The 26,812-nt window shown below is 44.5% G+C and carries 25 protein-coding genes; 11 read left to right on the plus strand and 14 right to left on the minus strand.

Translation table 11 applies throughout. The features are described from left to right. The first annotated feature begins 3 nt into the window (after nt 1-3). Together H7708_RS01805 and H7708_RS01810 are read left to right on the plus strand one after the other, a co-directional pair. Nucleotides 4-1,884, plus strand: a complete 1,881-nt coding sequence (locus H7708_RS01805) for an MFS transporter (protein ID WP_223668754.1) — start codon at nt 4-6, stop codon at nt 1,882-1,884. A gap of 8 nt (nt 1,885-1,892) precedes the next feature. Continuing rightward, nucleotides 1,893-2,438, plus strand: a complete 546-nt coding sequence (locus tag H7708_RS01810; RefSeq protein ID WP_223668755.1) for an SRPBCC family protein — start codon at nt 1,893-1,895, stop codon at nt 2,436-2,438. A 2-nt stretch (nt 2,439-2,440) separates the two neighbouring features. Here H7708_RS01810 and dtd read toward each other — a convergent pair whose 3' ends face one another. The 4 genes from dtd to H7708_RS01830 all read right to left on the minus strand — a co-directional run bounded on the left by dtd (nt 2,441) and on the right by H7708_RS01830 (nt 7,275). After that, nucleotides 2,441-2,878 carry a D-aminoacyl-tRNA deacylase gene (gene dtd, locus H7708_RS01815; RefSeq protein ID WP_223668756.1) on the minus strand — a complete coding sequence of 146 codons (438 nt, stop codon included), beginning with the start codon at nt 2,876-2,878 and terminating at the stop codon, nt 2,441-2,443. 5 nt (nt 2,879-2,883) lie between these two features. Beyond that, nucleotides 2,884-3,246, minus strand: a complete 363-nt coding sequence (locus H7708_RS01820) for a hypothetical protein (protein WP_223668757.1) — start codon at nt 3,244-3,246, stop codon at nt 2,884-2,886. Between the two features lie 103 nt (nt 3,247-3,349). After that, entirely contained in the window at nt 3,350-5,170 is a 1,821-nt protein-coding gene (gene typA / locus H7708_RS01825; protein WP_223668758.1) for a translational GTPase TypA, read from the minus strand. 89 nt (nt 5,171-5,259) lie between these two features. Next, nucleotides 5,260-7,275, minus strand: a complete 2,016-nt coding sequence (locus H7708_RS01830; RefSeq protein WP_223668759.1) for a sensor domain-containing diguanylate cyclase — start codon at nt 7,273-7,275, stop codon at nt 5,260-5,262. Between the two features lie 280 nt (nt 7,276-7,555). Here H7708_RS01830 and H7708_RS01835 point away from each other — a divergent pair, with 280 nt between their 5' ends. After that, nucleotides 7,556-8,641: a tRNA (5-methylaminomethyl-2-thiouridylate)-methyltransferase gene (locus H7708_RS01835; protein ID WP_223668760.1), complete on the plus strand. Its 1,086-nt coding sequence runs from the start codon at nt 7,556-7,558 to the stop codon at nt 8,639-8,641. Beyond that, complete coding sequence (locus tag H7708_RS01840) at nt 8,638-8,859, plus strand: sulfurtransferase TusA family protein (protein WP_223668761.1); 222 nt, start codon at nt 8,638-8,640, stop codon at nt 8,857-8,859. Before H7708_RS01835 ends, H7708_RS01840 begins: the two co-directional genes overlap by 4 nt. 58 nt (nt 8,860-8,917) lie before the next feature. On the opposite strand, the gene H7708_RS01845 is transcribed toward H7708_RS01840, so the two are convergent. Continuing rightward, nucleotides 8,918-9,895 (minus strand): class I SAM-dependent methyltransferase, encoded by a 978-nt coding sequence (locus tag H7708_RS01845; RefSeq protein ID WP_223668762.1) that lies wholly within the window; start codon nt 9,893-9,895, stop codon nt 8,918-8,920. Between the two features lie 68 nt (nt 9,896-9,963). Continuing rightward, nucleotides 9,964-12,669, minus strand: a complete 2,706-nt coding sequence (locus H7708_RS01850; RefSeq protein WP_223668763.1) for a TonB-dependent receptor domain-containing protein — start codon at nt 12,667-12,669, stop codon at nt 9,964-9,966. A 448-nt stretch (nt 12,670-13,117) separates the two neighbouring features. Between H7708_RS01850 and glnA the strand changes: the two genes are divergently transcribed. The 5 genes from glnA to trmL all read left to right on the plus strand — a co-directional run bounded on the left by glnA (nt 13,118) and on the right by trmL (nt 17,496). Next, nucleotides 13,118-14,527, plus strand: a complete 1,410-nt coding sequence (gene glnA / locus H7708_RS01855; protein ID WP_223668764.1) for a glutamate--ammonia ligase — start codon at nt 13,118-13,120, stop codon at nt 14,525-14,527. 119 nt (nt 14,528-14,646) lie between these two features. After that, a complete protein-coding gene (locus tag H7708_RS01860) occupies nt 14,647-15,207 on the plus strand; it encodes a DUF4124 domain-containing protein (protein ID WP_223668765.1) in 561 nt (186 codons plus the stop codon). Between the two features lie 86 nt (nt 15,208-15,293). Continuing rightward, nucleotides 15,294-16,415, plus strand: coding sequence for a nitrogen regulation protein NR(II) (glnL, locus tag H7708_RS01865; protein ID WP_223668766.1), 1,122 nt, complete (start codon nt 15,294-15,296; stop codon nt 16,413-16,415). Further along, entirely contained in the window at nt 16,369-17,031 is a 663-nt protein-coding gene (locus tag H7708_RS01870; RefSeq protein ID WP_223668767.1) for a response regulator, read from the plus strand. Before glnL ends, H7708_RS01870 begins: the two co-directional genes overlap by 47 nt. A gap of 3 nt (nt 17,032-17,034) precedes the next feature. Beyond that, the gene (gene trmL, locus H7708_RS01875; RefSeq protein ID WP_223668768.1) at nt 17,035-17,496 is read left to right on the plus strand and encodes a tRNA (uridine(34)/cytosine(34)/5-carboxymethylaminomethyluridine(34)-2'-O)-methyltransferase TrmL; all 462 of its coding nucleotides are present in this window, start codon (nt 17,035-17,037) and stop codon (nt 17,494-17,496) included. Between the two features lie 406 nt (nt 17,497-17,902). On the opposite strand, the gene gpsA is transcribed toward trmL, so the two are convergent. The 5 genes from gpsA to H7708_RS01900 form a co-directional block, all read right to left on the minus strand. Continuing rightward, nucleotides 17,903-18,907 carry an NAD(P)H-dependent glycerol-3-phosphate dehydrogenase gene (gene gpsA, locus H7708_RS01880; protein WP_223668769.1) on the minus strand — a complete coding sequence of 335 codons (1,005 nt, stop codon included), beginning with the start codon at nt 18,905-18,907 and terminating at the stop codon, nt 17,903-17,905. After that, nucleotides 18,907-19,404 (minus strand): protein-export chaperone SecB, encoded by a 498-nt coding sequence (secB, locus tag H7708_RS01885; RefSeq protein ID WP_223668770.1) that lies wholly within the window; start codon nt 19,402-19,404, stop codon nt 18,907-18,909. Before secB ends, gpsA begins: the two co-directional genes overlap by 1 nt. 59 nt (nt 19,405-19,463) lie before the next feature. Further along, nucleotides 19,464-19,718 (minus strand): glutaredoxin 3, encoded by a 255-nt coding sequence (gene grxC, locus H7708_RS01890; RefSeq protein WP_223668771.1) that lies wholly within the window; start codon nt 19,716-19,718, stop codon nt 19,464-19,466. A gap of 9 nt (nt 19,719-19,727) precedes the next feature. Further along, entirely contained in the window at nt 19,728-20,153 is a 426-nt protein-coding gene (locus H7708_RS01895) for a rhodanese-like domain-containing protein (RefSeq protein WP_223668772.1), read from the minus strand. A gap of 124 nt (nt 20,154-20,277) precedes the next feature. Next, entirely contained in the window at nt 20,278-21,180 is a 903-nt protein-coding gene (locus H7708_RS01900) for a hydrogen peroxide-inducible genes activator (RefSeq protein ID WP_223668773.1), read from the minus strand. A 138-nt stretch (nt 21,181-21,318) separates the two neighbouring features. Between H7708_RS01900 and ahpC the strand changes: the two genes are divergently transcribed. Next, nucleotides 21,319-21,882, plus strand: coding sequence for an alkyl hydroperoxide reductase subunit C (ahpC, locus tag H7708_RS01905; protein ID WP_223668774.1), 564 nt, complete (start codon nt 21,319-21,321; stop codon nt 21,880-21,882). Nucleotides 21,883-21,974: 92 nt separating this feature from the next. Next, complete coding sequence (gene ahpF / locus H7708_RS01910; protein WP_223668775.1) at nt 21,975-23,606, plus strand: alkyl hydroperoxide reductase subunit F; 1,632 nt, start codon at nt 21,975-21,977, stop codon at nt 23,604-23,606. Nucleotides 23,607-23,640: 34 nt separating this feature from the next. On the opposite strand, the gene H7708_RS01915 is transcribed toward ahpF, so the two are convergent. The 3 genes from H7708_RS01915 to H7708_RS01925 form a co-directional block, all read right to left on the minus strand. Next, the gene (locus H7708_RS01915; protein ID WP_223668776.1) at nt 23,641-24,162 is read right to left on the minus strand and encodes a hypothetical protein; all 522 of its coding nucleotides are present in this window, start codon (nt 24,160-24,162) and stop codon (nt 23,641-23,643) included. Between the two features lie 336 nt (nt 24,163-24,498). Beyond that, nucleotides 24,499-25,683 (minus strand): IS4 family transposase, encoded by a 1,185-nt coding sequence (locus tag H7708_RS01920; protein ID WP_223668777.1) that lies wholly within the window; start codon nt 25,681-25,683, stop codon nt 24,499-24,501. Nucleotides 25,684-26,145: 462 nt separating this feature from the next. Beyond that, a complete protein-coding gene (locus H7708_RS01925) occupies nt 26,146-26,391 on the minus strand; it encodes a hypothetical protein (RefSeq protein WP_223668778.1) in 246 nt (81 codons plus the stop codon). Nucleotides 26,392-26,812 lie beyond the last annotated feature (421 nt).

Raw genomic sequence — 26,812 nt, forward strand, 5'->3', positions numbered from 1 at the left:
ATCATGGCACAGAATCAATTTTCGTTATTTAAACAAAAGTTTTTTTCATCATTTTTTATCACCCAGGCGTTAGGGGCATTGAATGACAATGTGTTCAAGCAAGCCATCATCATGCTCATTGCATTCAACACTGCTTTTACAGGCGACACAGATCCGAATGTATTGACGAACTCTGCTCTGGCGCTTTTTATTATCCCAATGTTTCTATTCTCGGCCACAGCCGGACAAATCGCGGAAAAATACGAAAAGTCGTGGTTAATCAGGAAAATAAAAATTTTAGAAATACTGATCATGACACTCGCCGCATTCGGCTTTTATACCGCCAATATCTGGTTTTTATTAGGCATCTTATTTTTAATGGGTTTTCAGTCGAGTCTGTTTGGTCCCATCAAGTACAGTATCTTGCCACAACACCTATCCGATAAGGAACTTTTGGGCGGCAATGGCTTAGTCGAGATGGGAACCTTTCTCTCCATTATTATCGGCACCGTGATTGGCGGCATACTGGTAGGACTGGATGATATTGGCATCAAGATATTATGCGGATTATTATTATTTGTTTCCCTCAGCGGTTACTTATCCAGCCGATACATCCCTTACACGCCGCCGGCACAGCCCGATTTGACCATTAACTGGAACCCGCTTACCGAAACCTGGAAAACCTTTCAATACGCCAGAACCAACCGCGTGGTATTCCTATCCATTCTCGGTATTTCCTGGTTCTGGTTTTATGGTGCTTTATTCCTGACCCAGATACCAAAGTTTGCACAGGGAAGTCTGAACGGTGATGAAAATGTTGCAACCATGATTCTGGCAACGTTTTCCGTTGGTATCGGCTTAGGCTCTGCCCTCTGTGAGTTCCTCTCAGGCCGTAAAGTCGAATTAGGGCTGGTACCGTTCGGTGCTATCGGCATGACCTGGTTTGCGCTGGACATTTATTTCGCCAACCCAACCACGGGATATGCAGGCGAATTAGGTCCCATGGCTTTTTTAAGTCAAGAAGGCTCGATTAGGACTATCATCAACTGCGCCCTGGTAGGAGTATTCGGTGGCTTCTTTATCGTCCCTCTATACGCTTTAGTACAAGAGCGTTGTGAAAAAACACATTTAGCACGAGTGATAGCCGGTAATAACATTTTAAACGCTTTTTTTATTGTGCTGTCTGCCGCCTTATCCGCCGTCACTCTTGGCAGTGGCATGACAATTCCTCAACTGTTTCTTTTAACCTCCATTTTAAATGCCGTCGTCGCCATTTATATCTTTAGCTTAATCCCTGAATTCTTAATGCGGTTTTTAATATGGATATTAATTAATACGGTTTATCGCGTAAAAAAAACCGGACTCGAGAACATTCCAGAAGAAGGCTCCTGTGTTGTCGTTTGTAATCATGTCAGCTATGTCGATGCTTTAATTATTGGCGGCACCGTGCGCCGCCCGATGCGCTTCGTGATGTACCATAAAATCTTTAAAATACCGATCCTGAGTTTTATCTTCAAGACGGCGAGAGCCATCCCAATCGCAGGCCGTCACGAAAACCCTGAGTTATTAAATGAAGCCATGTATCAAATTTCAGAAGCTTTAGAGCAAGGCGAGATCGTCTGTATTTTTCCGGAAGGAAAACTGACTGCCGACGGTGAAATAAATGAATTTAAATCTGGTATTGAGCGCATACTGGAACAGTCACCGGTACCCGTTATACCAATGGCGCTACAGGGACTTTGGCAGAGCCTGTTCAGTCGCAAAACCGTGAATAAACTCATCGACCGCATTAAGCGATTAAGAACTAAAGTTCACCTAACAATTGGTGAACCGATTTCTGCTGATGAAGCATCGAAAGAACGGCTGTATACTGTAGTCAGTGAACTCCGAAATAACAAACCCTGAGATTGTTTATGAAAATCGTAAAGTATTTTTTTATTTTTATTGGTGTACTGCTATTAACGCTAGTGGCGATTGGTATTTTTAAGACAGACTTTAAGAGTCAGGCATCCGTTGTGATTGATGCTCCTAAGAAGCAAGTATTTGCGGTTTACCACAGTCCATTACTCTATAAGCAATGGATGAGTAATTTTCACAGCATTGAACAACTGGAAGGTCAGCCGAACGAGATTGGTAACAAACATCGCTTAACTTTTACCGCGGCAACCGAAGAAGTTACAACTCTGGATCAGACTTTAGCGGAAATTGTATCAGGCGAGCGGATTGTTTATCATTATGACAACCAGTGGCTTAAAGGCACCAGTACTACACAATTTAGCACTGTCGACAATGATCAAACCAAGGTTGATCTGACTCTCGAGTACTCGGGTAAAGGCATTGTACAAAATGCGCTATTATTTTTAATGAGCTCTTCCGTTGATAAAGGCCATCAACACAACTTAGAACAGCTCAAAAAGTTAATAGAAAGCTCTTCGCCAGATGAGCTCAACGGCGACTAAACTTATACCTGCAGGGTGAAAGTCACAGGTCCATCGTTCACCAGGTGGACCTTCATATCGGCCCCGAACTGCCCTGTTTTGACTTGTGGATATTGATGCCTGGCTTGTTCGACCAAGTAGTGAAATAGCTCTTCACCGACAGTGGGCGGCGCCGCACTGGAAAAGCTCGGACGCATACCACTTTTGGTGTTTGCGGCTAAGGTAAACTGCGGTACCAACAATAAACCTCCCTGAATAGCCTCAACGGAAAGGTTCATCTTATCGTCTTCATCGGCAAAAATACGATAACCCAGCATTTTTTTTAATAGCTTATCTGCTTTGGATTTGTCGTCACCCCGCTCAACACCGATTAGTGCCATAATGCCTTGTTCAATAGCACCGACAATCTCATCTCCAACAACAACTTTTGACTCAGTGACTCGTTGTATTAATGCAATCATAGCAATTAATTATTATTTTCTGGCTCTTCTTTATCTTCGTCGATGACGTCATCTTCGTTCACTTCTTCGATGATAACTTCACCACCCTCAGGGCGCTCACCGATACCTTTCTCTTCAGCGATCCGGGCGTACGCTTGTCGCATGCAGCGGCTCATGTCTTCTTCATTGCCCTCATAATCATCCAGACAAAGACGATACTCATACTGCAACTCTTCCTTAACGCTAGTCTCCATAAAGACAGTTTTATCCGGCTGCCCACCCAGCAAACGGCTCATGGTTTTTAAAAAGCCATTGCCATTGGTCGAGCTGCACGCTGACAGGGCTAAAACACTGCACAAAGTAACCAGCAAACACCTTGCCTGAGTCATAAAGTTTTCCTAACTTTTAATCTGATTATGGGCTATCACTATAGCATAGCATCGGTAACTGTCATTACAAAAAAGCCGCTGGATTTCAGCGGCTTTTAATCTATCAGCTTTTCGGCGGTCTTGCGGCTCTTTTGCGCTCACTTTCCGTTAAGTGTTTCTTACGTAAACGAATATTATCAGGCGTCACCTCTACCAGCTCATCATCATTAATGAACTCCAGAGCCTGCTCCAAGGTCAGCTTCACCGGCGGCGTCAGTACCTGTGCATCATCAGTACCGGCGGCGCGCACGTTTGTTAACTGCTTGCCTTTTAAGCAGTTGACCGTCAGGTCATTGGCGCGGCTATGAATACCGACAACCTGCCCCTCGTACACTTCATCACCATGCTTGGTAAATAAGCGACCACGTTCCTGCAGGTTAAACAGGGCATTGGTAAGCGCCTTGCCTTGCGAATTAGAAATTAGAACACCATTGGTTCGCTGACCAATGTCACCGCCTTTATGCGGACCATAATGATCGAACGTATGGTACATCAGGCCGCTGCCTGAGGTTAGCGTTAAGAACTCCGTCTGGAAACCAATCAAACCACGACTTGGCATCATAAAGTCCATGCGAATACGCCCCTTACCATCCGGAGACATGTTGGTCATTTCAGCCTTTCGCTCGCCTAAACGCTCCATCACACTTCCCTGGTGCTCTTCATGCACATCGATCGTTACCGTCTCATAGGGTTCTTCCAGCTGACCATTGACCTCATGGATAATCACTTCCGGTCTGGATACAGCCAACTCATAACCTTCACGGCGCATATTTTCGATCAGAATACCCAGGTGTAGCTCACCACGTCCCGAAACACGGTATTTATCCGGATCATCCGTTTCTTCAACACGCAAAGCCACATTGTGTACTAGCTCCTGCTCCAGCCGCTCGAGAATGTTACGAGACGTCACAAACTTGCCTTCCTTACCGGCGAAAGGCGAGGTATTCACCTGAAAAGTCATGGTAACCGTTGGTTCATCAACGCTCAAAGCCGGCAACGCTTCTACCGCGGTAGGATCACAGATAGTGTCAGAGATTTTTAGATCGCCCAGGCCGGATACTGCGATAATATCGCCAGCATGCGCCTCGGTCACTTCATGACGGTCGAGTCCCAGATAGCCCAGCACCTGCCCGACTTTACCATTACGCTTGGTTCCGTCGGCGGAGATCACCGTCACCTGCTGGTTAACCTTGACGGTGCCGCGTTTAACGCGTCCAACGCCAATAACCCCAACATACGAGTTATAGTCTAACTGTGAAACCTGCATCTGATATCCACCCTCGGAATTCGCTGGTGGCGGGGATACGCAGTCGACGATAGTTTCAAACAATGGTGTCATATCAGAGCCTTCCTGCTCGGCATCCATGCTGGCCCAACCGTTGATAGCCGAGGCATAGACCACATCAAAATCCAGTTGCTCATCTGTTGCACCAAGATTGTCAAATAAATCAAAGACCTGATCCATAACCCAGTCTGGACGGGCTCCCGGCTTATCGACTTTATTGATGACAACGATAGGCTTTAAACCTTGAGCAAATGCCTTTTGCGTCACAAAACGGGTTTGTGGCATCGGGCCTTCCTGAGCATCCACCAGCAACAATACCGAGTCCACCATCGACATGACGCGCTCAACTTCACCGCCAAAATCAGCATGTCCCGGTGTGTCCACGATATTAATACGGTAGTCGTTCCACTTGATGGCGGTGTTTTTCGCTAAAATGGTAATTCCGCGCTCTTTCTCCAGATCGTTGGAATCCATGACGCGATCCTGCTCACCAGCACGCTCACCCAAAGTGCCAGACTGCTCTAACATCTTGTCTACTAAGGTCGTTTTACCATGGTCAACGTGAGCAATAATCGCAATGTTTCGTAACTTATCAATCATAAATATCTTCTACACAAAAAAATTGGCGCCATTCTATACCAGATAGCGTCATTCGCACAGAAAATAATCAAATATTTATTGGTAGCGTCTTATTGTTTATCAGTGGTGATACGATTACGGCCCAGTCTCTTGCTCTCATAGAGCAGTTTATCCGCCTTCGACACCATTTGATGATAATCCAGATTAAACTGCTCCACCTGGCTGTAAGCACCGATACTGATAGTGAACTGGATATGCTCTTCACCATGCTCGACCGTCATTGACTCGATATTCTGTCTCAGCTTTTCTAACAGCTGTAAGTGGTTTGCAACGTCAGTACCAACGATTAAGACAATAAACTCTTCACCGCCAAAACGCGCGACAAAATCAGTATCCCGTTTAAACACATCCCCTAAGACCTTACCGACGCGGATCAGGCACCGATCACCAGCCGAATGCCCATAACCATCATTGACCGCTTTAAAGTGATCCAGATCCATGATCGCCAAGGTCATTGGCGTTTTATTCCGGCAGGCCAGCTGATAGACCTTATCCACCACCTGCTCAAAGCCTCGACGATTCAGAATACCTGTCAGAGGATCATGCGTGCTGAGTTTTTCTAACTTCTGATTCAATAACACCAGTTCCCTGGTTTTGTCATCCACTTGCTGCTGTAACTCGTCCTGAAACTCTAGCATTAACTGCTGCGACTCAAGCAACTGCTGTCTGACCGACTCAATTTCCTGGCTGGAAAAATATGAAGCAGGCTTACGCGGTACTGGCCGATGTAAGGCAAAATAATTAACCATTCGCTCAAGCGGTCGAGTCACCTGTAACGCAATACGCCTCGTTACCTCAAGCGCAATACCCGATATAATCAATAAAATAATGATTAGTCCATAAAAGTCCTTTTTATAGGACTCGATTAAGCCATCAAACGGCGTCAAAACAAAAATCCGCCAACCGTCATCAGTACTCACTCTTTTATAGTTATAAGCGCCATTTTTCAGTTCCACAGCCTTTAAGCTATTGGTATAAGGCTGACCTGTTTCTGCCAGCTCGAGACGGTCTAGCGCCCTCAGCTGCAGTTCCTCAGAGGCATATATTACATGATTGGACTCATCCAATACCAGAACCGACGTTTCATCACCCAAATGGTCAATTCTCTCAAAGTCCGGTAGATTCAGCGACCCTTCAACAATTCCTCTGAATTGCCCCTCAATAACGATTGGTGCACTAACAGCAATAATTGGATCGGCACCAAAACCTCGCCCTTTAAACACACCTGAAACATAAGCCTGCAAACTTTGCCTGGTTTGTTTAAAGTAATCTCGATCGCTCACGTCTCGCTTCTCAATCGGTTGCTTTAATAATTCCTCAAAATTCGCATATGGCGTCCCTTGGGTTACAATCCCATGTTCATCAGTGACAATCATGGTAAGGAGACCCGGGTACTGCTTGCCCCAGACATTAAGCATCTCCTGCTTAAATTTATCAGTGGTGTCTTTATGGCTAAACACCTCCGCCAAGTTTTGAATGGCTTTCTGGTGATAACGAGTGTGCTCCTGAGCAAGCTCAGTCAGGTGCTTTGCTCGAATATCCAGCTGCTTAGTCAGCTGCTGCTCAAATCTGTCCGCAGTATTGTCACTTAAAATAAACGTGATAATCACCGAGGGCAGCGCAATACTGATTAATGCCAACTCAAATATTCTACTGGATAACCTTGGCAGTACTGCTTGATGTTTAAGGGCATACCAACGCAGTGGAATAAAAGGGCGAATCATCGACGCCAGAGAGACATTTAATATCCCGGTCAGGGCCTGCTTGATCAAAATGACCTGCATAAACTCTCTGGAACTAATATCAAAAAACACCACGATAGACATTAGAACCACCGGGATCCCGATCAAGAGCCAGAAGATAACATCAGCCAATATGAGAAGCACGCCTTTGCGATACAGCAATACCAAAGCAATAGATTCTAATAGAGACAGTAAAACCAGGGGAAAGCTTTGGGTGGATGAATAAAGTCCGACAGCAGCAAAAATGGCTGTGATGATTGCTGGCCAGGAGCCACGGGTTATCAGGCAAATCACGACAAAGATCTGCCCCAGATGTATACTCATGTTTCCATACACTGGAATCAGTGCTAAATAATTAACCAGAAAGGCTAATACCCCCGCACTAGAGACGAACTTCCAGTGATTCCTTCTCGTCAAAGTCCCAAAAGGCTTTTCCAGAACGACCTCCTTATAGTTATAATTCCTAATATCCCAGTTTTTTCAAAAACTTACAACCCTTCGTAAAAATTCTTGTGCGTTGCCTTTGCCTCCAGGGCTCAGCTAATATATAATCGCTGTCCATTTTTTGAGCACCCACAATGTTATAAGTTGTTGTTTTTCTGTTATGACTACCCAAAAATCTGTACAAAATACTCAAAAGCCCCAGAAGCAACGTAAAGCCGTTGCCCTGATATCCGGCGGCTTAGACTCACTCCTTGCAGCAAAAGTGGTGCAAGAACAAGGCGTCCACGTTGAGGGTATCAACTTCTTCACAGGTTTCTGTGTAGAAGGTCACACCCATGCCATCCGCAAAAAGGACAAAGATAAGCAAAAGCGTAACAATGCGCTATGGGTAGCAGAGCAGCTTGGCATCAAGCTACATATCATTGATATCTCTGAAGAATATAAAGATATCGTTTTAAACCCCAAACATGGTTATGGGGCTAACCTGAACCCTTGTCTGGATTGCAAGATATTCATGGTTAATCAGGCACAGGCCTGGGCTTGGGCCGAAGAAAACGGTTTTGACTTTATCATCACTGGCGAAGTCATTGGTCAGCGCCCTAAATCACAACGCAAAGAAACCATGCCGATTATCGCTCGAGAATCCGGCGCAGAAGACAGGCTGCTACGCCCCCTGTGTGCCCAAAATTTAATGCCGACGCTACCAGAGCGTGAGGGATGGGTTAACAGAGAGGAGCTGTATGACTTTTCTGGTCGAAGCCGCAAGCCACAGTTTGAACTGGCCAAAAAGTTTGGCTTTGAAGATTATGCTCAACCGGCTGGTGGTTGCTGCTTCCTGACCGATGCTAATTACTCGAAGAAATTAGCCGATCTTTGGGACGCACGCGGTGAGCGTCGCTACGAATTAGACGATATTATGCTGTTAAAAGTTGGCCGTCATATTCGTCCGAAAAAGAACTTTAAACTTATTGTTAGTCGCGAGGAAGGTGAAAACAATTTCCTTCGCGGTTACAAAAAACAATTTACCAGCATCCATACGGTGAGCCATGGCGGGCCGTTAACGCTATTAGATGGTGAATTCAATAAAGACGACATCAAACTCGCGGCTCAAATTGCCGCCCGATATTCGGGCGGAAAGCATGCCGATCATGTCACGGTACAGGTGGAAAACTATCAAGGTAGCTCGTTTGTCATGGACATCGAGCCCATGCCGGCAGAAGACGTCAAGCAGGAGTGGCATGTATGAGTACACAAACTTTAGACTGTCGTCGCCTGCTCTGTCCCATGCCGGTGATCCGTACTCAAAATGCATTAAAAGAGCTAAATGATGACGACATATTAGAAGTCATCTGTACCGATCCAGGTACTCTCAATGATATCCCTACCTGGTGCCGTATCAATGATCATCAGGTCCTGTCGACAGAAGAAGTGGATAATGAAATTATTTTTCAGATAAAAAAATAAACCTTATACGGGGCTGAAGCTCTTTCACCTGAGAAGACAAAAGCTGATAATAAGTTTTTTACGAAAGAATCAGCCCCCAGGCTACTTTATGATTGTCACTTCTTAGCTCTATCATCGATTCCACATTACGCCCAAATTGTTTAACCGTATCACAAAGTTCAATCAACTCTTTCTTTGTTAATGCAGCTTCTATCAACTCTTCTATCCTCGAGTTGCTCTGTTCAAGTTCTTTAATAAACTCTTGAAGCTTTTCTTTTGCTTTTGCAGCACCTTGTTCTCTCGCCATTCTGAAAACTAGGTCTGACAATGTTAACGATTCCTGCAAGACATCTGGTATGGCGCTACTCTCAATTTTTGATGCTATCAAATTGCTTTCAATATTGAAGCGTTTTCTAAGCTCTATCGCTTCTTTATCTTGCTTTAATTTTTCAATATTTGCCGGATTCCTCAACTTGGCAAATACAGGGATTAATTTCTCTACTACACTAAAAAACGATGAGTCTTCTAACAAATAAGTGGTATGCTGATGCTCATCTTTAGCCACATCAGTTAACACTGACTCGGCGTGATGAACGATAAAACGGGCAGTCCCCCCCTCTGTCAAAACCCGAAAGACTTCCTTCAATGTCTGATGATTTAAGCTATATTCTAACCCGAACTGGCTGATAACAACATCAAAGGCCCCACTCTTAAAAGGCATGTCTTCAATAGAGGTGTTGTAGAAAAAGTCTACGTTCTTAGTAAGATCTGTGAACTTATCCTTGACCTTTCCCTTGTCTACCTCTGACAAGTCAACCCCGGTAAATGATGAAATATCTCTACCAAGTTTGATTTGCGAGTCAATAAGTTTCCTTATTGCATCTCCTTTACCCGTACATAGATCTAAAACCTTGCTACCAGTATTTAACGCTAAGGCACAATCCAACCAAAACTGTTCAATGTCTGAGTTTTCTGACTCTATTCCCTGGCAACAGGAGTCTGCAAAGTGCTTTTTCCAGTAATTTGACCAATTTTGTTGTCGTTCTATTTTGTTCATTTATTAACCTTAAAAAGAAAAAGGGCGAAATAAATTCGCCCTTTCCTGTTCAACACTGTAACTAACTATTAGAAAGTCTGTGTGTACTGAACATAAGTGAAACGTCCATAACCATGGTATAAATCCATGTTGTAGTCACGGTTATCATAAGTCACTAACGTTGGTAATTTCTCACCGACATTTCGTGCACCTACTGTAACGCGACCATCCCAAGGAGTGTTATAGTTCAACTGAATGTCGTGTGTAGTCCAGCTACCCACATGGTTATCACCTAAACCGTTTGCATCAATAGTATTTGTATTAAGTGCAAACTGGAAGTCACCAATAGAGTACTGGTTACGCAATTGAGCGCGGTACTCTGGAAGACTAGCGATACCAACCAAATCTTCACCATCATTGATGGTATACTCATCAACATAGCTGATCTGCAACGTTGAATCGAAAACACCGCCACCTAGGTCAAAGCGAGTATGCATGTTCCAGTCAATGCTGCTAGTGTTAAGAGTACCTTCGTTACCATTACCACGTACTACCTGAGTAATTACCTGACAAGTCTGTGTTGGGTCAACTGCACAAGGCTGCGACTCACGAGTCACGATCATAGCCTCATCAATTGGACGAGGATCATAGTTAGCATCACCTGGCTGATAGATACCAGACTCAGTACCACGACGGTTTACAACCGTTTGCGCGGAGAATGAAGTAATTCGGTCTTCAATTTCAATTGAAGAGTAATCAAGAGTCATATCAAACCAGTCAACTGGCTGCCATACAGCACCTACTGCATACTGTTCTGACTGCTCTGATGATAGATCTGGGTTTGAAATAGACAAGCCGTTAATCTGACACTCATCAGTACGATCACCGTTCAACACGTCACAAGTGTCAGCATCAGTAATCGAGTCAGCAGAGAATGCAGGCTTCTGGGTTAAGATGTCCAATGTTGGAGCACGGAAACCTTCTCCCCACGAAGCACGCAACGTTAGTTCATCTGTCGGTTGATAACGGAAACCAATTTTTGGTGAGAAATCGTTACCATAGTCAGAGTAGTCATCGTAACGACCCGCTAAAGACACTTCGAAGTTATCCATGAATGGCATTAACGTCTCGAAATACATAGCGTTTACATCACGACCACCACCAGCAGAGTTACCAGCAGAACCACCGACTAAACCAGCTTCAGACTGTGCATCGTATAAATCTTGGTAAAACTCTTCACGACGCTCAGCACCAACAACCATCTGCATTGCACCGCCGTCAAGTTCCATGATGTCGAACGCTACAGAGGCGTAAACTTCATCAATATTGAAATCACTTTCACGCGACGTAGTAACAGCTGAACCACTTAATACTGACTCAGGGTTTGACGATGGTTGCTGAACATTATAACCATAGTAATATGTATCAGGATCAAACGCGCTTGTGTTATCACCGTAAACCGCATAACCTGGGTTAAAGTCATTAACAAAGCCCCATGCAGTTGCAGCAGCTAGATAACCGTTACCGATTTCTTTCGTACTGTTGCGAACGCGGCGCGCACCAAAATCGATCTCTGCGCTACCAACATAACCTGTAGCACCAACAAGGAAATCAGTGTTAGTGTTATTCACAGTATTATCACGGTTACCTACCGCAGCAAAACGGTGCCAGATGTCAACATCACGCTGAGCCCCTACAAGGCTTGCGTCATAAGCAACCGAGTTCGGGTTATTTGGATCGTAATACCAAGCGTCTGGGTTTGTTGGGTTATTGTAACTGTTAGAGTCAATTAAAAGATTATCATAGAAGAATGTACTATCAGGTACCGGAGCATAACGACCAAAAGATTTTGTCTTATTTACGCTAGCGTTAGAGTACAATTCCCAATCGTCGTTAATCTGGTGACGAGCTTTTAAGAAGATAGACTCGTTGTTATTTGATGCTTCAGTCGCATTCGTAGCGTTGAAGTTATAACGGCAAAGAGCACCATCTCTGAAGTAGTTTTCTTCTGAACAGGCGCCAGGGATACCGACAAAGTCAAACGCACGTCGTGAAGTAAAGTTAGCACCATAGATAGATGTGCCTGATTCAACCCACGGGAAATCACGCTCAAAAATAATCTCACGCTTATTCCATGATACGCCAGCGAGCAAGCTTGTAGTACCATCAGACGAACCAAACAGAGCATGACCAGTTTCACGGTCACCACCGTCCGCAGGAACGCTTACTTCACCTTTGCTCACCATCAATTCTGCGCCATTGTAGTCTTGACGAGTGATGACGTTCACTACACCACCAATCGCGTCAGAACCGTATACCGCTGATGCACCATCAGTCAATACTTCAATTCTCTCAATCGCGCCTAGTGGGATAGAGTTTAAATCCTGGCCTTGACCTGTTGAAGGTGAGTGCGTTAAACGACGACCATCAATCAGAACCAAAGTACGACCTGAGCCAATACCACGCAAGTTAATGGTTGAAACACCTTGCGCCGAACTACCAGATTGTGGACGTAAAGAACCAGAGCTGTTAAACGTTAATTCACGCATTAATTCTGATGCAGATGTTGCACCAGACAACTCAATAGTTTCACGGTCAATTACTGTAATCGGGTTAGCGCCTTCAACGTCTGAACGCTTCAAGCGTGAACCAGTAACAACAATTCGTTCTGCTTCTTCTTCAGCGCCGTCTTCGTCAGCAGCAAAAGTTGCTGGAGCGCTAACAGCCATAGAAGCAGCAAAACCGCTATATAAAGCGACTTTTACAGCCTTAGCTATCATTGTCTTGTTAGTCATAAAATTCCTACCTATAGATAAGTTGGTAAATTTTCTTTGTTGTCCCAAAGCCTTTTTTCGCCTCCCATAAGATAAGGGCCATGGCAAAATACAGCCTTGGAGTATGCTATAGGTACCACATTAAAATTATTTGGTCAACAAAATTTACATATGACTTCATTAAATCAAATGATCAAATTATCCCTTTAACGCGCTGATTTTATTGAGTTTAACTCGTTAATTTTTTTCACGAACTCAGCGAACATTTGTACATTTATTGAACTACACAAACGTCTCTAAAATGCAGGACTGACTTATACAGGACTTTACTTACATCTTTCTCTCAGCTTGCACCAAATTAGTGCACCACATTCACGTTTTTACTCGGTTCTAAATAGTTTTAAATTCAGGGACTGGTTATAATGACGCCAGTTTCAACTTAATCATCAAGAAATCGGGGTGTTTTACTATGTCAGTAGACAATGTTTTAAAAATGATTGAAGAGTATGACGTTAAGTTTGTCGACTTGCGTTTTACCGATACAAAAGGTAAAGAGCAGCACGTCACTATCCCTGCTCGTGTAGTAGATGAAGATCTGCTGACCGAGGGTAAGATGTTTGACGGCTCTTCAATTGCAGGTTGGAAAGGAATCAACGAATCAGACATGGTATTGATGCCTAACACGGATACTGCCGTGATGGATCCTTTCTATGAAGACGCCACACTATTGTTGCGCTGTGATATTTTAGAACCAGCGACCATGAGTGGCTATGATCGTGATCCACGCTCTGTCGCCAGACGTGCGGAAGAGTATTTGAAGTCAACTGGCCTCGCTGACTCGGCATTCTTCGGCCCTGAACCAGAATTCTTCGTGTTTGAAGACGTTAAGTTTAAAACGGACATGGGCGGCTCTTTCTATAAAGTGGACGACCCTGAATCGGCGTGGAACTCAGACAGAGAATACGAAGGTGGTAACATTGGTCACCGCCCACGCGTAAAAGGTGGTTACTTCCCAGTACCGCCAGTCGACTCTTCTCAAGATCTACGCTCGCAAATGTGCTTAGTGCTTGAGAGTATGGGGCAGGTCATCGAGGCTCACCACCACGAAGTGGGTACTGCAGGTCAAAACGAAATCGCAACTCAGTTTAACTCTTTAGTGAAAAAAGCAGACGAAATTCAGGTCTATAAATATGTCGTGCACAATGTTGCCCATGCTTACGGTAAGACAGCTACCTTCATGCCAAAACCTATCTATGGTGATAATGGTTCAGGTATGCACGTCCATATGTCATTAGCCAAAGAAGGCACTAACATCTTCGCTGGTGACAAATATGCCGGTCTATCTGAAGAAGCACTTTACTATATTGGCGGTATTATTAAGCACGCTCGTGCCCTGAATGCTCTAACCAACCCATCCACCAACTCTTATAAGCGTCTGGTTCCAGGTTTCGAAGCACCGGTGATGTTAGCTTATTCTGCTAAGAACCGTTCAGCATCAATTCGTGTACCACACGTAGGCAGCGCCAAAGCACGCCGTATCGAGGTTCGCTTCCCAGATCCAATGGCTAACCCATACCTGGCATTCGCAGGCTTGATGATGGCCGGTCTTGACGGTATCCAGAACAAAATTCACCCTGGTGACGCCATGGATAAAGATTTATATGATCTTCCTGCGGAAGAAGCATTGTCAATCCCACAGGTCGCCGGCTCTCTGGAAGAAGCCTTAAATGCGCTGGATGAAGACCGTGAGTTCTTAACTCGTGGCGGTGTATTCTCTGACGATATGCTGGATGCTTATATTGAACTTAAGCGCGGTGACGTTGAGCGCTTAAAGCTGACACCATCACCGGTTGAGTTTGATCTGTACTACAGTCTGTAATAATCAGCTGTAAATTCAAGCAGAGATGTAAAGCCCGGCACAGTCCGGGCTTTTTATTTTGACAGCTTAGAGCCAGTTTAAGATACTAAAGAGTAGAGTCATTAATCCAAGGATCAGCTATGAGGCCGCTAGTAAAAATGCTTCTTGCAGGAGTCATTGGCGCCGGTGTATTAACAGCTTTGGCCGCCAACGAAACCGTTTTATATAAAAAAGTCGATAAGGATGGCAACGTCATTTTTACCGATAAACCTATTCCTGGTTCTACGCCAGTTAAAGTCAATACCGATAAAAATACCGTAGAAACCCCCAGGTCAAGTTTCAGGACCAGACAAGAGGTAAATGACGAAGACTCTGAAGAAGCGTTCCAATACGAAGTGCTGGCCATTGACAGCCCTCAAAATGACGAAGGGATCCGCGCCAATGATGGTAATATCAATATTATTGCCGGTATAACGCCACAACTTAAAGCAGAGCATAGCCTGCAACTGGTCATTGATGGCTCAGCTTATGGCTCTGCGCAAAAGTTACCCTACTTCAACTTGACCAATGTCGATCGGGGCACACATACCGCCTCTATTGATGTCATCAATGATAAAACGCAAGAAGTCATTCAGTCCAGCCAGCCAATAACATTCCACGTACTCAGGGCATCGAGGTTGCACAATAAACGAAGAAATTAGTTGGCAGGCAAAACGCACCAAAACGGTGCGTTTTGCTGTAGTGCTGTTATACTTGACGGACATTACCACTGAACACGCTCCAGCCCATGCAGTTTGAACGTTTACTGGACAACCTTTCAACCGCCATCGTTGTATTTGATGCCCATGGTCGCTTCGTCTACCTGAATCAAGCCGCTGAAAGAGCCTTTTCGACCAGCAGCAAGGTGTTAACCGGTAAGCGTTACAGTTACTTTATTGCCAGCGACAGCCTGCCATTGAACGAAATCATGGAAGGGTTGAGACAAAATGGGCAGTTTATTCTCGACGACGTCAATCTGGAACTGCTCAATGGTCAGCAGCTCACCGTCGATCTTACCGGTCACTGGTTTACGGCGAGAGAGCCCTACCTCATCGTTGAATGGCAAAACCCACTGCATTTTCCACACCGAGGGCTCGCTCAAGGGCTATCCGAGCAAAGCCGGGTCAGTGATCGTTTACTGCAAAAGCTGGCTCATGAAATTAAAAACCCATTGAGCGGTATTCGTGGTGCGGCGCAGCTACTGCAGCACGAATCATCAATGTTGGTGAACGACTCAGCACACTCAATAAAAGAATTCACCGATATTATCGAGCACGAAAGCAACCGCCTAACCGAGCTTGTCGATAGGATGTTGTTATCAACTCACAAGGCAACTCGCGTCGAAATGAATATCCATGAAACCACGGAAAAAGTGTTAGAGCTGTGCACAATTAACCTGCCACCACATGTCGAGTTTGTCCGCGACTATGATCCCAGCCTGCCGGATTTTTACTGCGCGCCAGACTCAGTGTATCAGGCCGTACTCAATCTGACGCAAAATGCTATTGACGCCGTCGAGTCGCAACAAGAAGCGACTATCACCCTCCGCACCCGAGCTCTGCCACGCCACACCATTGACGATACCCAGTACCCGTTGACGGTCTGCGTTCAGGTTGAGGATAATGGCCCCGGCATTCCAGCAGAATTACAGCCTAATATTTTCTTTCCCTTGATTAGTGGAAAGAACAGTAGCGGTCTTGGCCTGGGCATTGCACAAAGCCTGATTCAGCAACAAAAGGGATTAATCGAATTTAACAGCGCGCCTGGCAAAACCTGTTTTAGTATTTACCTACCCGTCATAAAGAAAAACAGCAGCCTACCGAATGACATCACTACCGCACTGGAGAAAAACCGTGACGCAAACGAATGAATTAAGCCATACCGTGCTCGTAGTCGATGATGACAGCTCCATTCGCTGGGTGCTGGCGCGAGCCTTAAATAATGCTCAGATGAAAGTCTTAGCCTGTGACAGTGGCCAGCAGGCATTGGAGCTCATCAAGGAGCAGCAACCCGATCTTGTAATCACGGATATTCAAATGAGTGGTATGACAGGCTTGGAATTACTGGAAACCATTAACCTCAACTGGCCACAGATACCAGTGATCATGATAACGGCCTATGCCGACACCGATCTCGGCAGCAAAACTCATGAGCTCGGTGCTTTTGACTATTTGCCTAAGCCATTTGATATCAACCATGTTATCAAGCTTTGTCAGCGAGCTTTAGACAGTCACAAGGAAGCCAGTGACTTACCATTATGGCTACAGCATATCGAAAAAAAAATCGACAGCGATTATCACCAGGGTAACAGCGAAGTGCTGATAGAAATGCAACAGGAGTTCGAACAGTTCATAGCCCGCTCAGCCTTACGCCTGAGTCAGGATCACAAACAGAAAGCGGCTAAAATTTTAGGCTGGGGTCGCAATACACTGACCCGCAAACTACAATACTGGAACCAGCAGAATAATCCCAAGAAAGAAGAATAACTGATGCTACACATAGTCCTGTTCGAACCCGAAATTCCACCAAATACCGGTAATATTATCCGCCTATGTGCCAATACCGGTATGCAACTGCATTTAATTAAACCTCTGGGGTTTGAGCTGGACGATAAGCGAATGCGTCGTGCCGGTCTCGATTATCACGAGTGGGCCAACGTTATTATTCATGATAATTACGAATCCTTTAAAAAAGACCAGCAACCACAACGGCTGTTTGCTCTTAGTACAAAAGGCTCAAAACACTATCACGAAATCAACTATCAGGATGAGGACTATTTTATTTTCGGCCCCGAGACACGAGGCTTGCCCGCGCATATCCTGCAAGAGCTGTCAGCGACGCTATTACGCATTCCAATGAAGGATGGTAGCAGGAGCCTGAATTTATCCAATACAGCGGCTATTATGGCGTTTGAAGCACTTAGGCAACTGGGGTTTACTACGCTAAATTAAACTCATTCAGCAGGATTACATGAAATGGACTTATTGACACAAAAAGAGCTACTGTTAATTATTACAGCTTGGACTTTACCTTGGTTTATCCTACATTCTTTGTACAAGAAATTTACTAACAAAGCTACCCTCAGCATAGGCCTTGCGTTATGTTGGATTATTCAGACTCTTAGTCACATTTATATTATAAGACACGCTCATCACCTAACTGACTTCCCCTTTTCTGGCAATCTGTTTTGGGTAGGCTTTATAATTTTAATCGCCCAGTCATTACCCAACATACTTTACAGCTTATTTGCAAAGAATAAGGTACACTTTGGGGTTTATATCTTTTGCTGGTTTATTCTTATACCCGCAGCCTATCATCTATATTTAGGTATACTTTTGGTCTTTTCTTTGGAGTAGGTTAAGACTCGGCTTTTAAATCTCGAGTCAGCAACTCGTGCGCTGCCGCTTTCGGATCTTCGCCTTCGTAAATGATTTTATAGATAGCTTCGCAAATCGGCATTTCTACACCGGCGCGCTCAGACAGCATATGAATCTCATGAGCGTTTCGAACGCCTTCGACCACCTGCCCAATCGCTTGTTCAGCCCCTTCGCGATCACCGCCCTGCCCTAGAGCCAGACCAAAGCGCCTATTGCGGGACTGATCATCAGTACAGGTCAACACCAGATCGCCCATCCCAGCCATACCATTAAAGGTTTCTGGTTTACCGCCAAGTGCTACGCCGAGGCGCTTCATCTCAGCCAGGCCGCGAGTAATCAGCGCCGTACGCGCATTCGAGCCGAACCCTAAACCATCGGCGATACCCGCACCAATTGCCACCACATTCTTAACCGCACCACCGACTTGCAGGCCGATGACGTCCGTACTGATATAAACGCGGAAGCGATCATTATGAAAGTCGAGCGCAAGCTCTTCGGCAAGTTCACGCTGGTTCGAGGCCAGGCTGATTGCCGTTGGCATCCCATGTGCCATTTCTTTGGCAAAACTGGGACCGGATAAAATTGCGTGAGGTTGCGTCCCACCCAGCTCTTCTATCAGTACATTACCCAACAACTCACCCGTATCCGGATCGAGGCCTTTGCTGGCCCAAATTATCGGTGTTGTGTTAGATAGATAAGGTTTGATGCTTTCCAGTGCTGAGCGGAAAGCATGACTGGGCACCGCAACCAACACCACAGCTGGGTCACTCATGACCTCAGCAATATCACTCGAGACCTGCAAGGTCTCCGGAAAAGCCACATCGGGTAAATATCGAGTATTCGAGCGCTCTTCCTGCATGGCGTGTGCCTGCTGTATATCTCGCGCCCACATTTTTACCCGATGGCCATTGCTGGCTAAAACAATGGCTAATGCGGTTCCGTAGGAACCTGCTCCCAGAACCGCAAAAGACTTATGATCAGACATTAAGCGTTAGCTTCTTCCTGCTGTTGAGCAGCTTGCTGTTGCGCCTGCTCATACAGAGCGTTGAAATTAATCGGCTGGAGCACAAAGCGCGGGAAGCCACCACGAGAAACCGCCTCAGAAATTGCTTCACGGACATATGGGAACAATTGCTCACAGCAGAAAGTTCTCAACAGACGACTACGAACTTCGTCTTCCATACCTTTAATGCCGAAAACAGCACCGTATTTTACTTCTGCGATATAAGCTGTTTTTTCACCAACTTTAGACGTCACGGTTACTTGAAGTTCAACTTCATAGCTGTCATTTTCTAAATCTTTAACGCGATTATTTAAATTAACGTTAATGTCCGGCTTATATTGCTCTAAAAAGATGTCTGGCGAGTTCGGAGCTTCAAAAGAAATGTCTTTTGCATAGATAGTTTGAACAACTAACTGCATACCTTCTGGAGTTTCAACGTTTTGCTCACCTTGATTTACTGCATTTTCATTCTCTGCCATAACTGTACTCTCTTATTAAATCGATATTTTGATTGTTGTAATAGTATAAATTTGCCGTACTAAGCTTCTAGCATCGGCTCTAATTTACCAGCTGCGTGCAGCGCATATAAATCATCACAACCACCAATGGGTTGCTCATTGATTACAATCTGTGGAACGGTATGCCCGCCGGTAAGTGAGATCATGTGCTGACGTAGCTCACTATCACCATCAATAGGGATCTCACGATACGCCACATCCAGTTTATCCAACAGATGTTTCGCGCGAACACAAAAAGGGCAATAACCTTTAGTGTACATCTCAACTTTAGCCATAATAAAGACCTAACCTTTTGCTAGTGGTAAGTTATCGCCACTCCACGACTGAATGCCACCCTTGAGCTTATGCACTTGCTCAAAGCCATGCTTACGCAATAAAATTGCCGCACTGCCCGACTGCACACCGGTGGCACAGACCATAATAATGGGGGTTTGCTTATATTTTTCAAGGTCTTTAATACTATCTTTCAACTTGGTGAAAGGAATATTAACTGAACCATGAATATGGCCTTTATTAAAGTCAGCAACAGCTCTTAAATCAACAACCTGCGCCTCTTCTTTATTGATGAGCTGAGTCGCCATCAAGGGTGTCAAAGACTTGCTGCCGCTGGTTGCGGTTTTTAGAATACTAACCAAAAGCAATAATGCGAAAGCTAACCACGCGGTTCCTAAGAAAGGGTGATTGCCAAAAAACTCGAATAATTGTTCCATCTGCTAGAAAACCTAGAATTTATACTGGAAATTAAAACACCGCATTATACACAAAACCACGACCGAGCCTATAGCCCGCAAGGCGAATTCATGGCGAGAACCGGGGGAAGCCTCACCCTATGACTTAAGTTACGGCCTTATCTAACGCCTCTTGGCATACACCCTTTAATGCTTCGACGCTTGATAACCGAGTAAAGTTAGGACGAATTAGAAAAGCTATTCGTCGGTGTGGCCCTGGCTCGTTCAGATGGACCGCTGACAACGCATTATTCTGTGAAATCAACTGCTCCATCGCCATTTCAGGGATCAGCGTTGTTCCAAGCCGCCCCATAACCATCTGAATCAATGTATTCAGACTCGTCGCCCCGAAGCCATGTTCAGCAGCATCAGCCCCCAACTTACAGGCGTCTAGAATATGATCTTTCAGACAATGACCATCTTTCAGTAACATCAGATTACTTTGTACCAACTCATCACTGGTGATCTCCTTCTGCTGACTGTGTTTGTCTCCCTTAAGAGTGACCCAGTAGAAATCTTCCTGCCAAAATTCCAGAGCTAATAACCCCTTATGCGGGAATGGCAAAGCAAGGATGGCCGTATCCAATTCCCCTTTGCGCACCATATCCACCAGCACATGCGACTGCTCCTCGACAATACGCAGCTCAGCTTGCGGATATTTTTCGTTGAGCAAAGGAAATATTTTTGGCAGTAAGTAAGGTGCAATAGTCGGGATCACACCCACCGATAATGGGGAGCTCAGCGGCTCTTTCAGACCTTCAGCCAAATGTTGCAGAGAGTCCATTTGCATCACAATCTCGCGCGCCCTGTTTAGCACTTCCTGCCCTATTGGCGTGACCAGCACTTTTTTATTATCCCGCTCAAAGATCTGCACGCCCAGCTGCTCTTCCAGCTGTGTCAGTGAAGTGCTTAAAGCCGACTGACTGATATTGCACTTCTCTGCCGCCTTCTTGAAGTGTAGCGTTTCTTCCGCCGCCAGAGCGTAGATCAACTGTTTAAACGAAATCATGATTAAATCCTAACGCGATCCATATTCAGTATTTTAGAATATAAACATCAATTAATTCAAATTTACTAAACACAAGCCGTCTTTATAATTAACACCGTAATCACATACAACCTTAAATAAATTAACAGGAGGCCAAACATGGCACTTATCAATACTGAGATTAAGCCGTTTAACGCAACAGCATTTAAAGATGGCGAGTTTGTCGAAGTATCTAACAAGGATATCGAAGGCAAATGGGCAGTATTCTTTTTCTACCCAGCGGACTTCACTTTCGTATGCCCTACAGAGCTTGGCGATCTGGCGGATCACTACGAAGAACTGCAGAAGCGTGGCGTCGAAGTGTTCTCAGTATCCACTGATACACACTTCACTCACAAAGCGTGGCACGAAACATCAGACACTATCGGAAAAATTAAATACGGCATGATCGGTGACCCAACGGGCGAAATCACTCGCAACTTTGAAGTTATGCGCGAAGGTCAAGGGTTAGCAGATCGCGGTACTTTCGTTGTTGACCCTGATGGCGTAATTCAAGTAATGGAAATCACAGCAGAAGGTGTTGGCCGTGATGCTGAAGAGTTGGTGCGTAAAATTAAAGCCGCTCAATACGTTCGCGATAACCCAGGCCAGGTATGCCCAGCAGCATGGAAAGAAGGCGAAGATACTCTAGCACCTTCGCTGGACTTGGTTGGCAAAATCTAATCCACACTAGCCGGCAAGCAATAGCCTGGTGAGTTTATAAAGGCTCATCAGGCCTGAACCTGAAACCAATACTTGTAAGAAGGAAAGTTAACATGCTCAACAATCAAATCTTAGAAACTTTGAAAGGCTATACCGCAGAGATGCAGAAGACGGTGACTTTCGTCTTGCAAACCGGTGAACATTCAAAGCGCAATGAACTAAAAGAATTTTTAGAAGGCTTTGCCAGTGTTAGCGATAAGCTCCAGTTCGAAGAACGGGATCTTAATAAAGAATCTCTTAATGGCAAAGTTCGCAGCCCAATCAGTTTCCTGCTTGAAGTCGATGGTACCGACACAGGAATTCAATTTTCAGGCATCCCATCGGGTCACGAGTTTAACTCATTAGTATTGGCGGTACTGCAGTCAGCAGGAACGCCGATCAAGCTGGATAGCTCGCTGCAAAACATGGTCAAAAAAGTGGGCCAGGAAATGAAGTTTGAAGTGTTTGTCAGCCTTAGCTGTCATAACTGTCCTGACGTCGTACAGGCTCTGAATCAATTTGCTGTGCTGAATCCAAACATTTCAGCAGAAATGATTGATGGCGGTCTGTTCCAGGATGTTATCGAAGAACGAGATATTCAGGGTGTTCCCAGCGTCTATCTCAACGGTAAACTATTCGCTAACGGTAAAGTGACAGCAGCAGAGCTCATCGATAAATTACTGGAGCAGGAGCCATCAATCGCAACAACTGACTCGCGCGATAAGCTTCCTTTACAGGACGTTGTTGTCATTGGCGGTGGTCCAGCAGGTGTCAGCAGCGCCATTTATAGCGCACGCAAAGGTCTTAAAGTAACATTGATTGCCGATCGCATTGGTGGACAGGTTAAAGACACCATGGGCATCGAAAATTTAATTTCTGTCCCGAATACAACCGGTCCCGAATTATCCGGAGCACTACAGGCACACCTGAACGAATACGACATTACGATTAAAGAGCACTTGCGAGTGACCGAAATTAATCAAGGTGATATTAAAAACATCGCTCTCTCATCTGGCGAAGTGATTGACACTAAGACAGTGATTGTTGCTACTGGCGCTAAATGGAGAGAGCTCGGCATTCCCGGTGAAAAAGAAAATATCGGTAACGGCGTTGCCTACTGCCCACATTGCGATGGCCCTTTCTTTAAAGGCAAAGATGTCGCAGTCATCGGCGGCGGCAACTCAGGTATCGAAGCCGCACTGGATTTGGCAGGAATCGTAAAATCCGTAACCGTGTTTGAATTTATGCCAGAATTAAAAGCCGACAAAGTGTTAGTCGACCAGGCAGAAGCCAAAAACAACATCACCATTTTGAAAAATGTCGCGACGCAAGAAATTCATGCAGACAGTGGTAAAGTGTCATCGATTTCATATCAGGAACGAGCCACAGAAACCGCTCACAGCATCGCCCTGGATGGTGTGTTTGTACAGATTGGTTTAGTACCGAATACCAGCTTCCTAGGTGATGTAGTTGAGACCACTAAATTCGGCGAGATTATTATTAACGAAAAATGCGAAACATCGCAGCCGGGTATCTATGCCGCCGGGGATGTCACCACTGTACCCTACAAACAAATTGTAGTTTCCATGGGCGAAGGCTCAAAGGCATCGCTAGCATCATTTGAGTACTTGTTAGCTAACTCCAGAAAACTAGAAAAAATGTATGAAGACCATCAAGCTTCGCAAGATGAGCGTGACGCCGCATAGTAGCAATAAAGAAGCCCCGGTAATCGGGGCTTTTTTACAAATAATTAGATAGACCGTAATAAAGCTTGGCTCTATCACTAAGTGCCTTTTTATTAGCACGAGTCATATCTATAGTTAACTGACAATTATCATCTACTGTGAACATACCCATAGGGAAACGCGCAATAACTATCTTCCTTAAATAGTCTAAGTCACCAGCTTGATAGTTAGCATATACGTAATTATCCACAGTCTCTTTGAGTATTAACTCTTGTCCACAATATATATCGAATCCAATCTTCCCTAAAGATACTTTCGGTCTATATTTTTGAGTGTTTTCATTGAAAATGAAGCCAACCTCATAATACCGATCTTCATCCAAATTTATTGAATAAGTATAAGGTTCATTAAAGTTATCGGATATCTGCTCACTAATGATTATTTCTGGTTTATCAAAGTCACTGGCTAAATAGTCCCAAAAGATCCTCATGTCAGCTGGTTTCAAAACATATAAGCCCAACACAATCAGAACAGGAGATATAGCAACTAAGCTCAAAAAGTATTTAAAAAGTTTCAATCCATCCCTCTCTCACTCCGTAGCTAGTTTATAGCTTTCACTCATTCTTTGCCCACTGATTTACCAACCGCTCAACTCTGCTCTTCTTGGCTACAGGAACAAAATATGTCATAGCCCTAGATACTCCAATAAAGCAGAAGGACATTCGTTAAAGAAGCCAAAACAGTCAGTAAACGTAGGGTGCGTCGTGACGCACCAAATATTCAGCCAACCAGAAAACGGTGCGTTGCAACGCACCCTACGCTAGCTGGCTAATTTCTTATAAAACATAACCTTTCCTTAATCTCCTTCACAAAATAATTAAATCGACTCTGACCCTGACGGATCCCCACGAATTTAGCTGAGTTCATAGTACAGTTTTTCTTTGATTAATGACATTGCTTGTAACCAGTCTCTATGAGAGTGCCTGAGTCCAACGTCATTAATAATTTGTAGGGCAAGGTATTGGAGTGATAGCACCCTTCGGTTCTTTATGGTGTTTGCCTGATAACGGTAATGCAGTTTCATCTTCTCAGCCTGGTAGCCCAAGATTAAAGTAATGTAGGCTGTCAGCATTCCAATCAGTAATAAGTTTGTTAATCGTTGCACATTCCTGGTTAAACTGTAGCGCATGCTTAAACCAAATTGGTGTGACTTCATGTCTCTAAAGCTTTCTTCGATTTGCATACGGGTTTTATAGATGTTAATGACGGTTTGAGGTTTAGCGAGTGTCGAAGGCAGATTGGTAACAATCATCCAAGGCGATGATTCTCGCCGTGCGTTTTTCTGGCTATGCTTAGAGCGGGCAACAGCGCCTAATTTGGTCATCTTTTTACGACGTTTAGGCCTAGATTGAGTGTAATACAGATGGCAAGGAAGCGGATTACTCATCGCTATTTCCGTATCGGTAATACGTTTTATGCGCGAGTTTGCCTGAGCATATAAAGTGTTGCATTTAATCCAAGCGCCACTCCTTTTCACCATAATGCTGCCTCTGAGTCGACCAATCCAGTACCACTCCAATGACTCGACCACTTTGAACCATGGCACTAGAAAGCCCGCATCAGTAATAATGATGGGCTTACAGTTAGAGGGGAGTAACTGGGATAGCTTATGCAAAAACTGATGCTGAACTTTACGTCCACCATACTCTTTAAGGCTATGAACTTTTTCATAGAGCGTGATACTTCGACCGTCGAACACCAGTGATGCTCTTAGCACAATATAAGCCCTATCTTCAGTTAAGTCTGACCAATCAATTAAGATACGAGGATGCCGGTGCTTAATAAGCTGGCGGCAAATAGCTTGATAAAACCGTGAGCTGTCTTGTTCTAAACGATGATTTCCGACGAGCCGATCACTCTGTTTAATGGCGTGCTTGGTAAGACACTGTCGTCTGCTTGAACGGCCTAAGCCGGTGACGGACAGGCACTGGCCATGAAGTAAGGAGTCAACGTTGGTGGCCAGTGCTTTTAATCGTGATTTATGGCAGTTAAGGGAGGATTTTCCGAGCAAATTATGCAATACTTTTTCAACATTCATGGCGTTTCCTTGTGACGGTTTGTTTGGCGATAGATCTGATCACCAAACGTCATGAATGTTCCTTAACTTTATGAATTAATTATCTATTTTGTGGGGATTCGTCAGACTCTGACCCCAATTATTTCGCTAGCTTACGTTCTTTCGAGGCTACGCTTGCTTACCTTTTATCCTTTACCTGAAAGAATTGATACACAAAGCATTATAAATAATAGCAATCCAAGTCCACTGGTAATTCTTACTATATACACAAACTTGTAGTGCTTCACATCCAAATAATGCTTATAACAACTTGTAAGGACAAACTCTCCGAAAAATTCAGCATTCTTTGAAGATATGAAAATCCCGTCTGGATAATTATATTTCTTGTAAAGCTCAGGATAAAATTTCTTCAATTTGCTCACAAGAACAATTGAAGAAAAAATATTTAGTATTACTGAGAAAAGGAATAATACGAATAATGTATTACTCATCTTTACAGCCACACTTTGATCTTTTAAAAGTACCAGGCGTATTATCAATTTCGCTATGCCCCGCTAGAGCCGTTCCACCAGCCTCAAATCCACCAGTTATTGAAAACCCAGATGCAGAAACAGTACCAAAATTAACACTATAATATTGCCACCCAATTCCTACGCTTGCACCCAATGTTGTCACCATAGCTGTACCTTCCAAACTTTTACCGTAAGCATTATCAGAAGGGTCATTCAAAGTTATCTCCGAGCCAGTCGCCCCTACAGGCCAGCCTCCGCCAAATCCAGCACCTTTAATCTTTACATGTGCTCTTACTTTATAACCGTCCTTTCCGCAGTAAACGTAGGGTGCGTCGTGACGCACCCCAGAAAAACGGTGCGTTGCAACGCACCCTACGCTAGCTGACCCTAATTATTTAACTCCCGAGAGGGCGTAGAATATATCCACATTTACCTTACTTAACGCTTTATCTTCTTCTATTACTGTTAATTTCCCCTTACATTCGCTTTTTTCGTAGCTTGTTGTAGTGGCTGTAGTGGTCAACAAAACCCGGACACCTTTTTAGCTAATTTCTCGGCTTTTGCCGGTGGTAGACCATCATTAAATTGATGCGGTCGCTCCCAGTTGTAATAATTCATCAGGAAGTAACTGACATCAC

Source organism: Kangiella shandongensis, assembly GCF_020005365.1.
Taxonomy (GTDB): Bacteria; Pseudomonadota; Gammaproteobacteria; order Enterobacterales; family Kangiellaceae; genus Kangiella; species Kangiella shandongensis.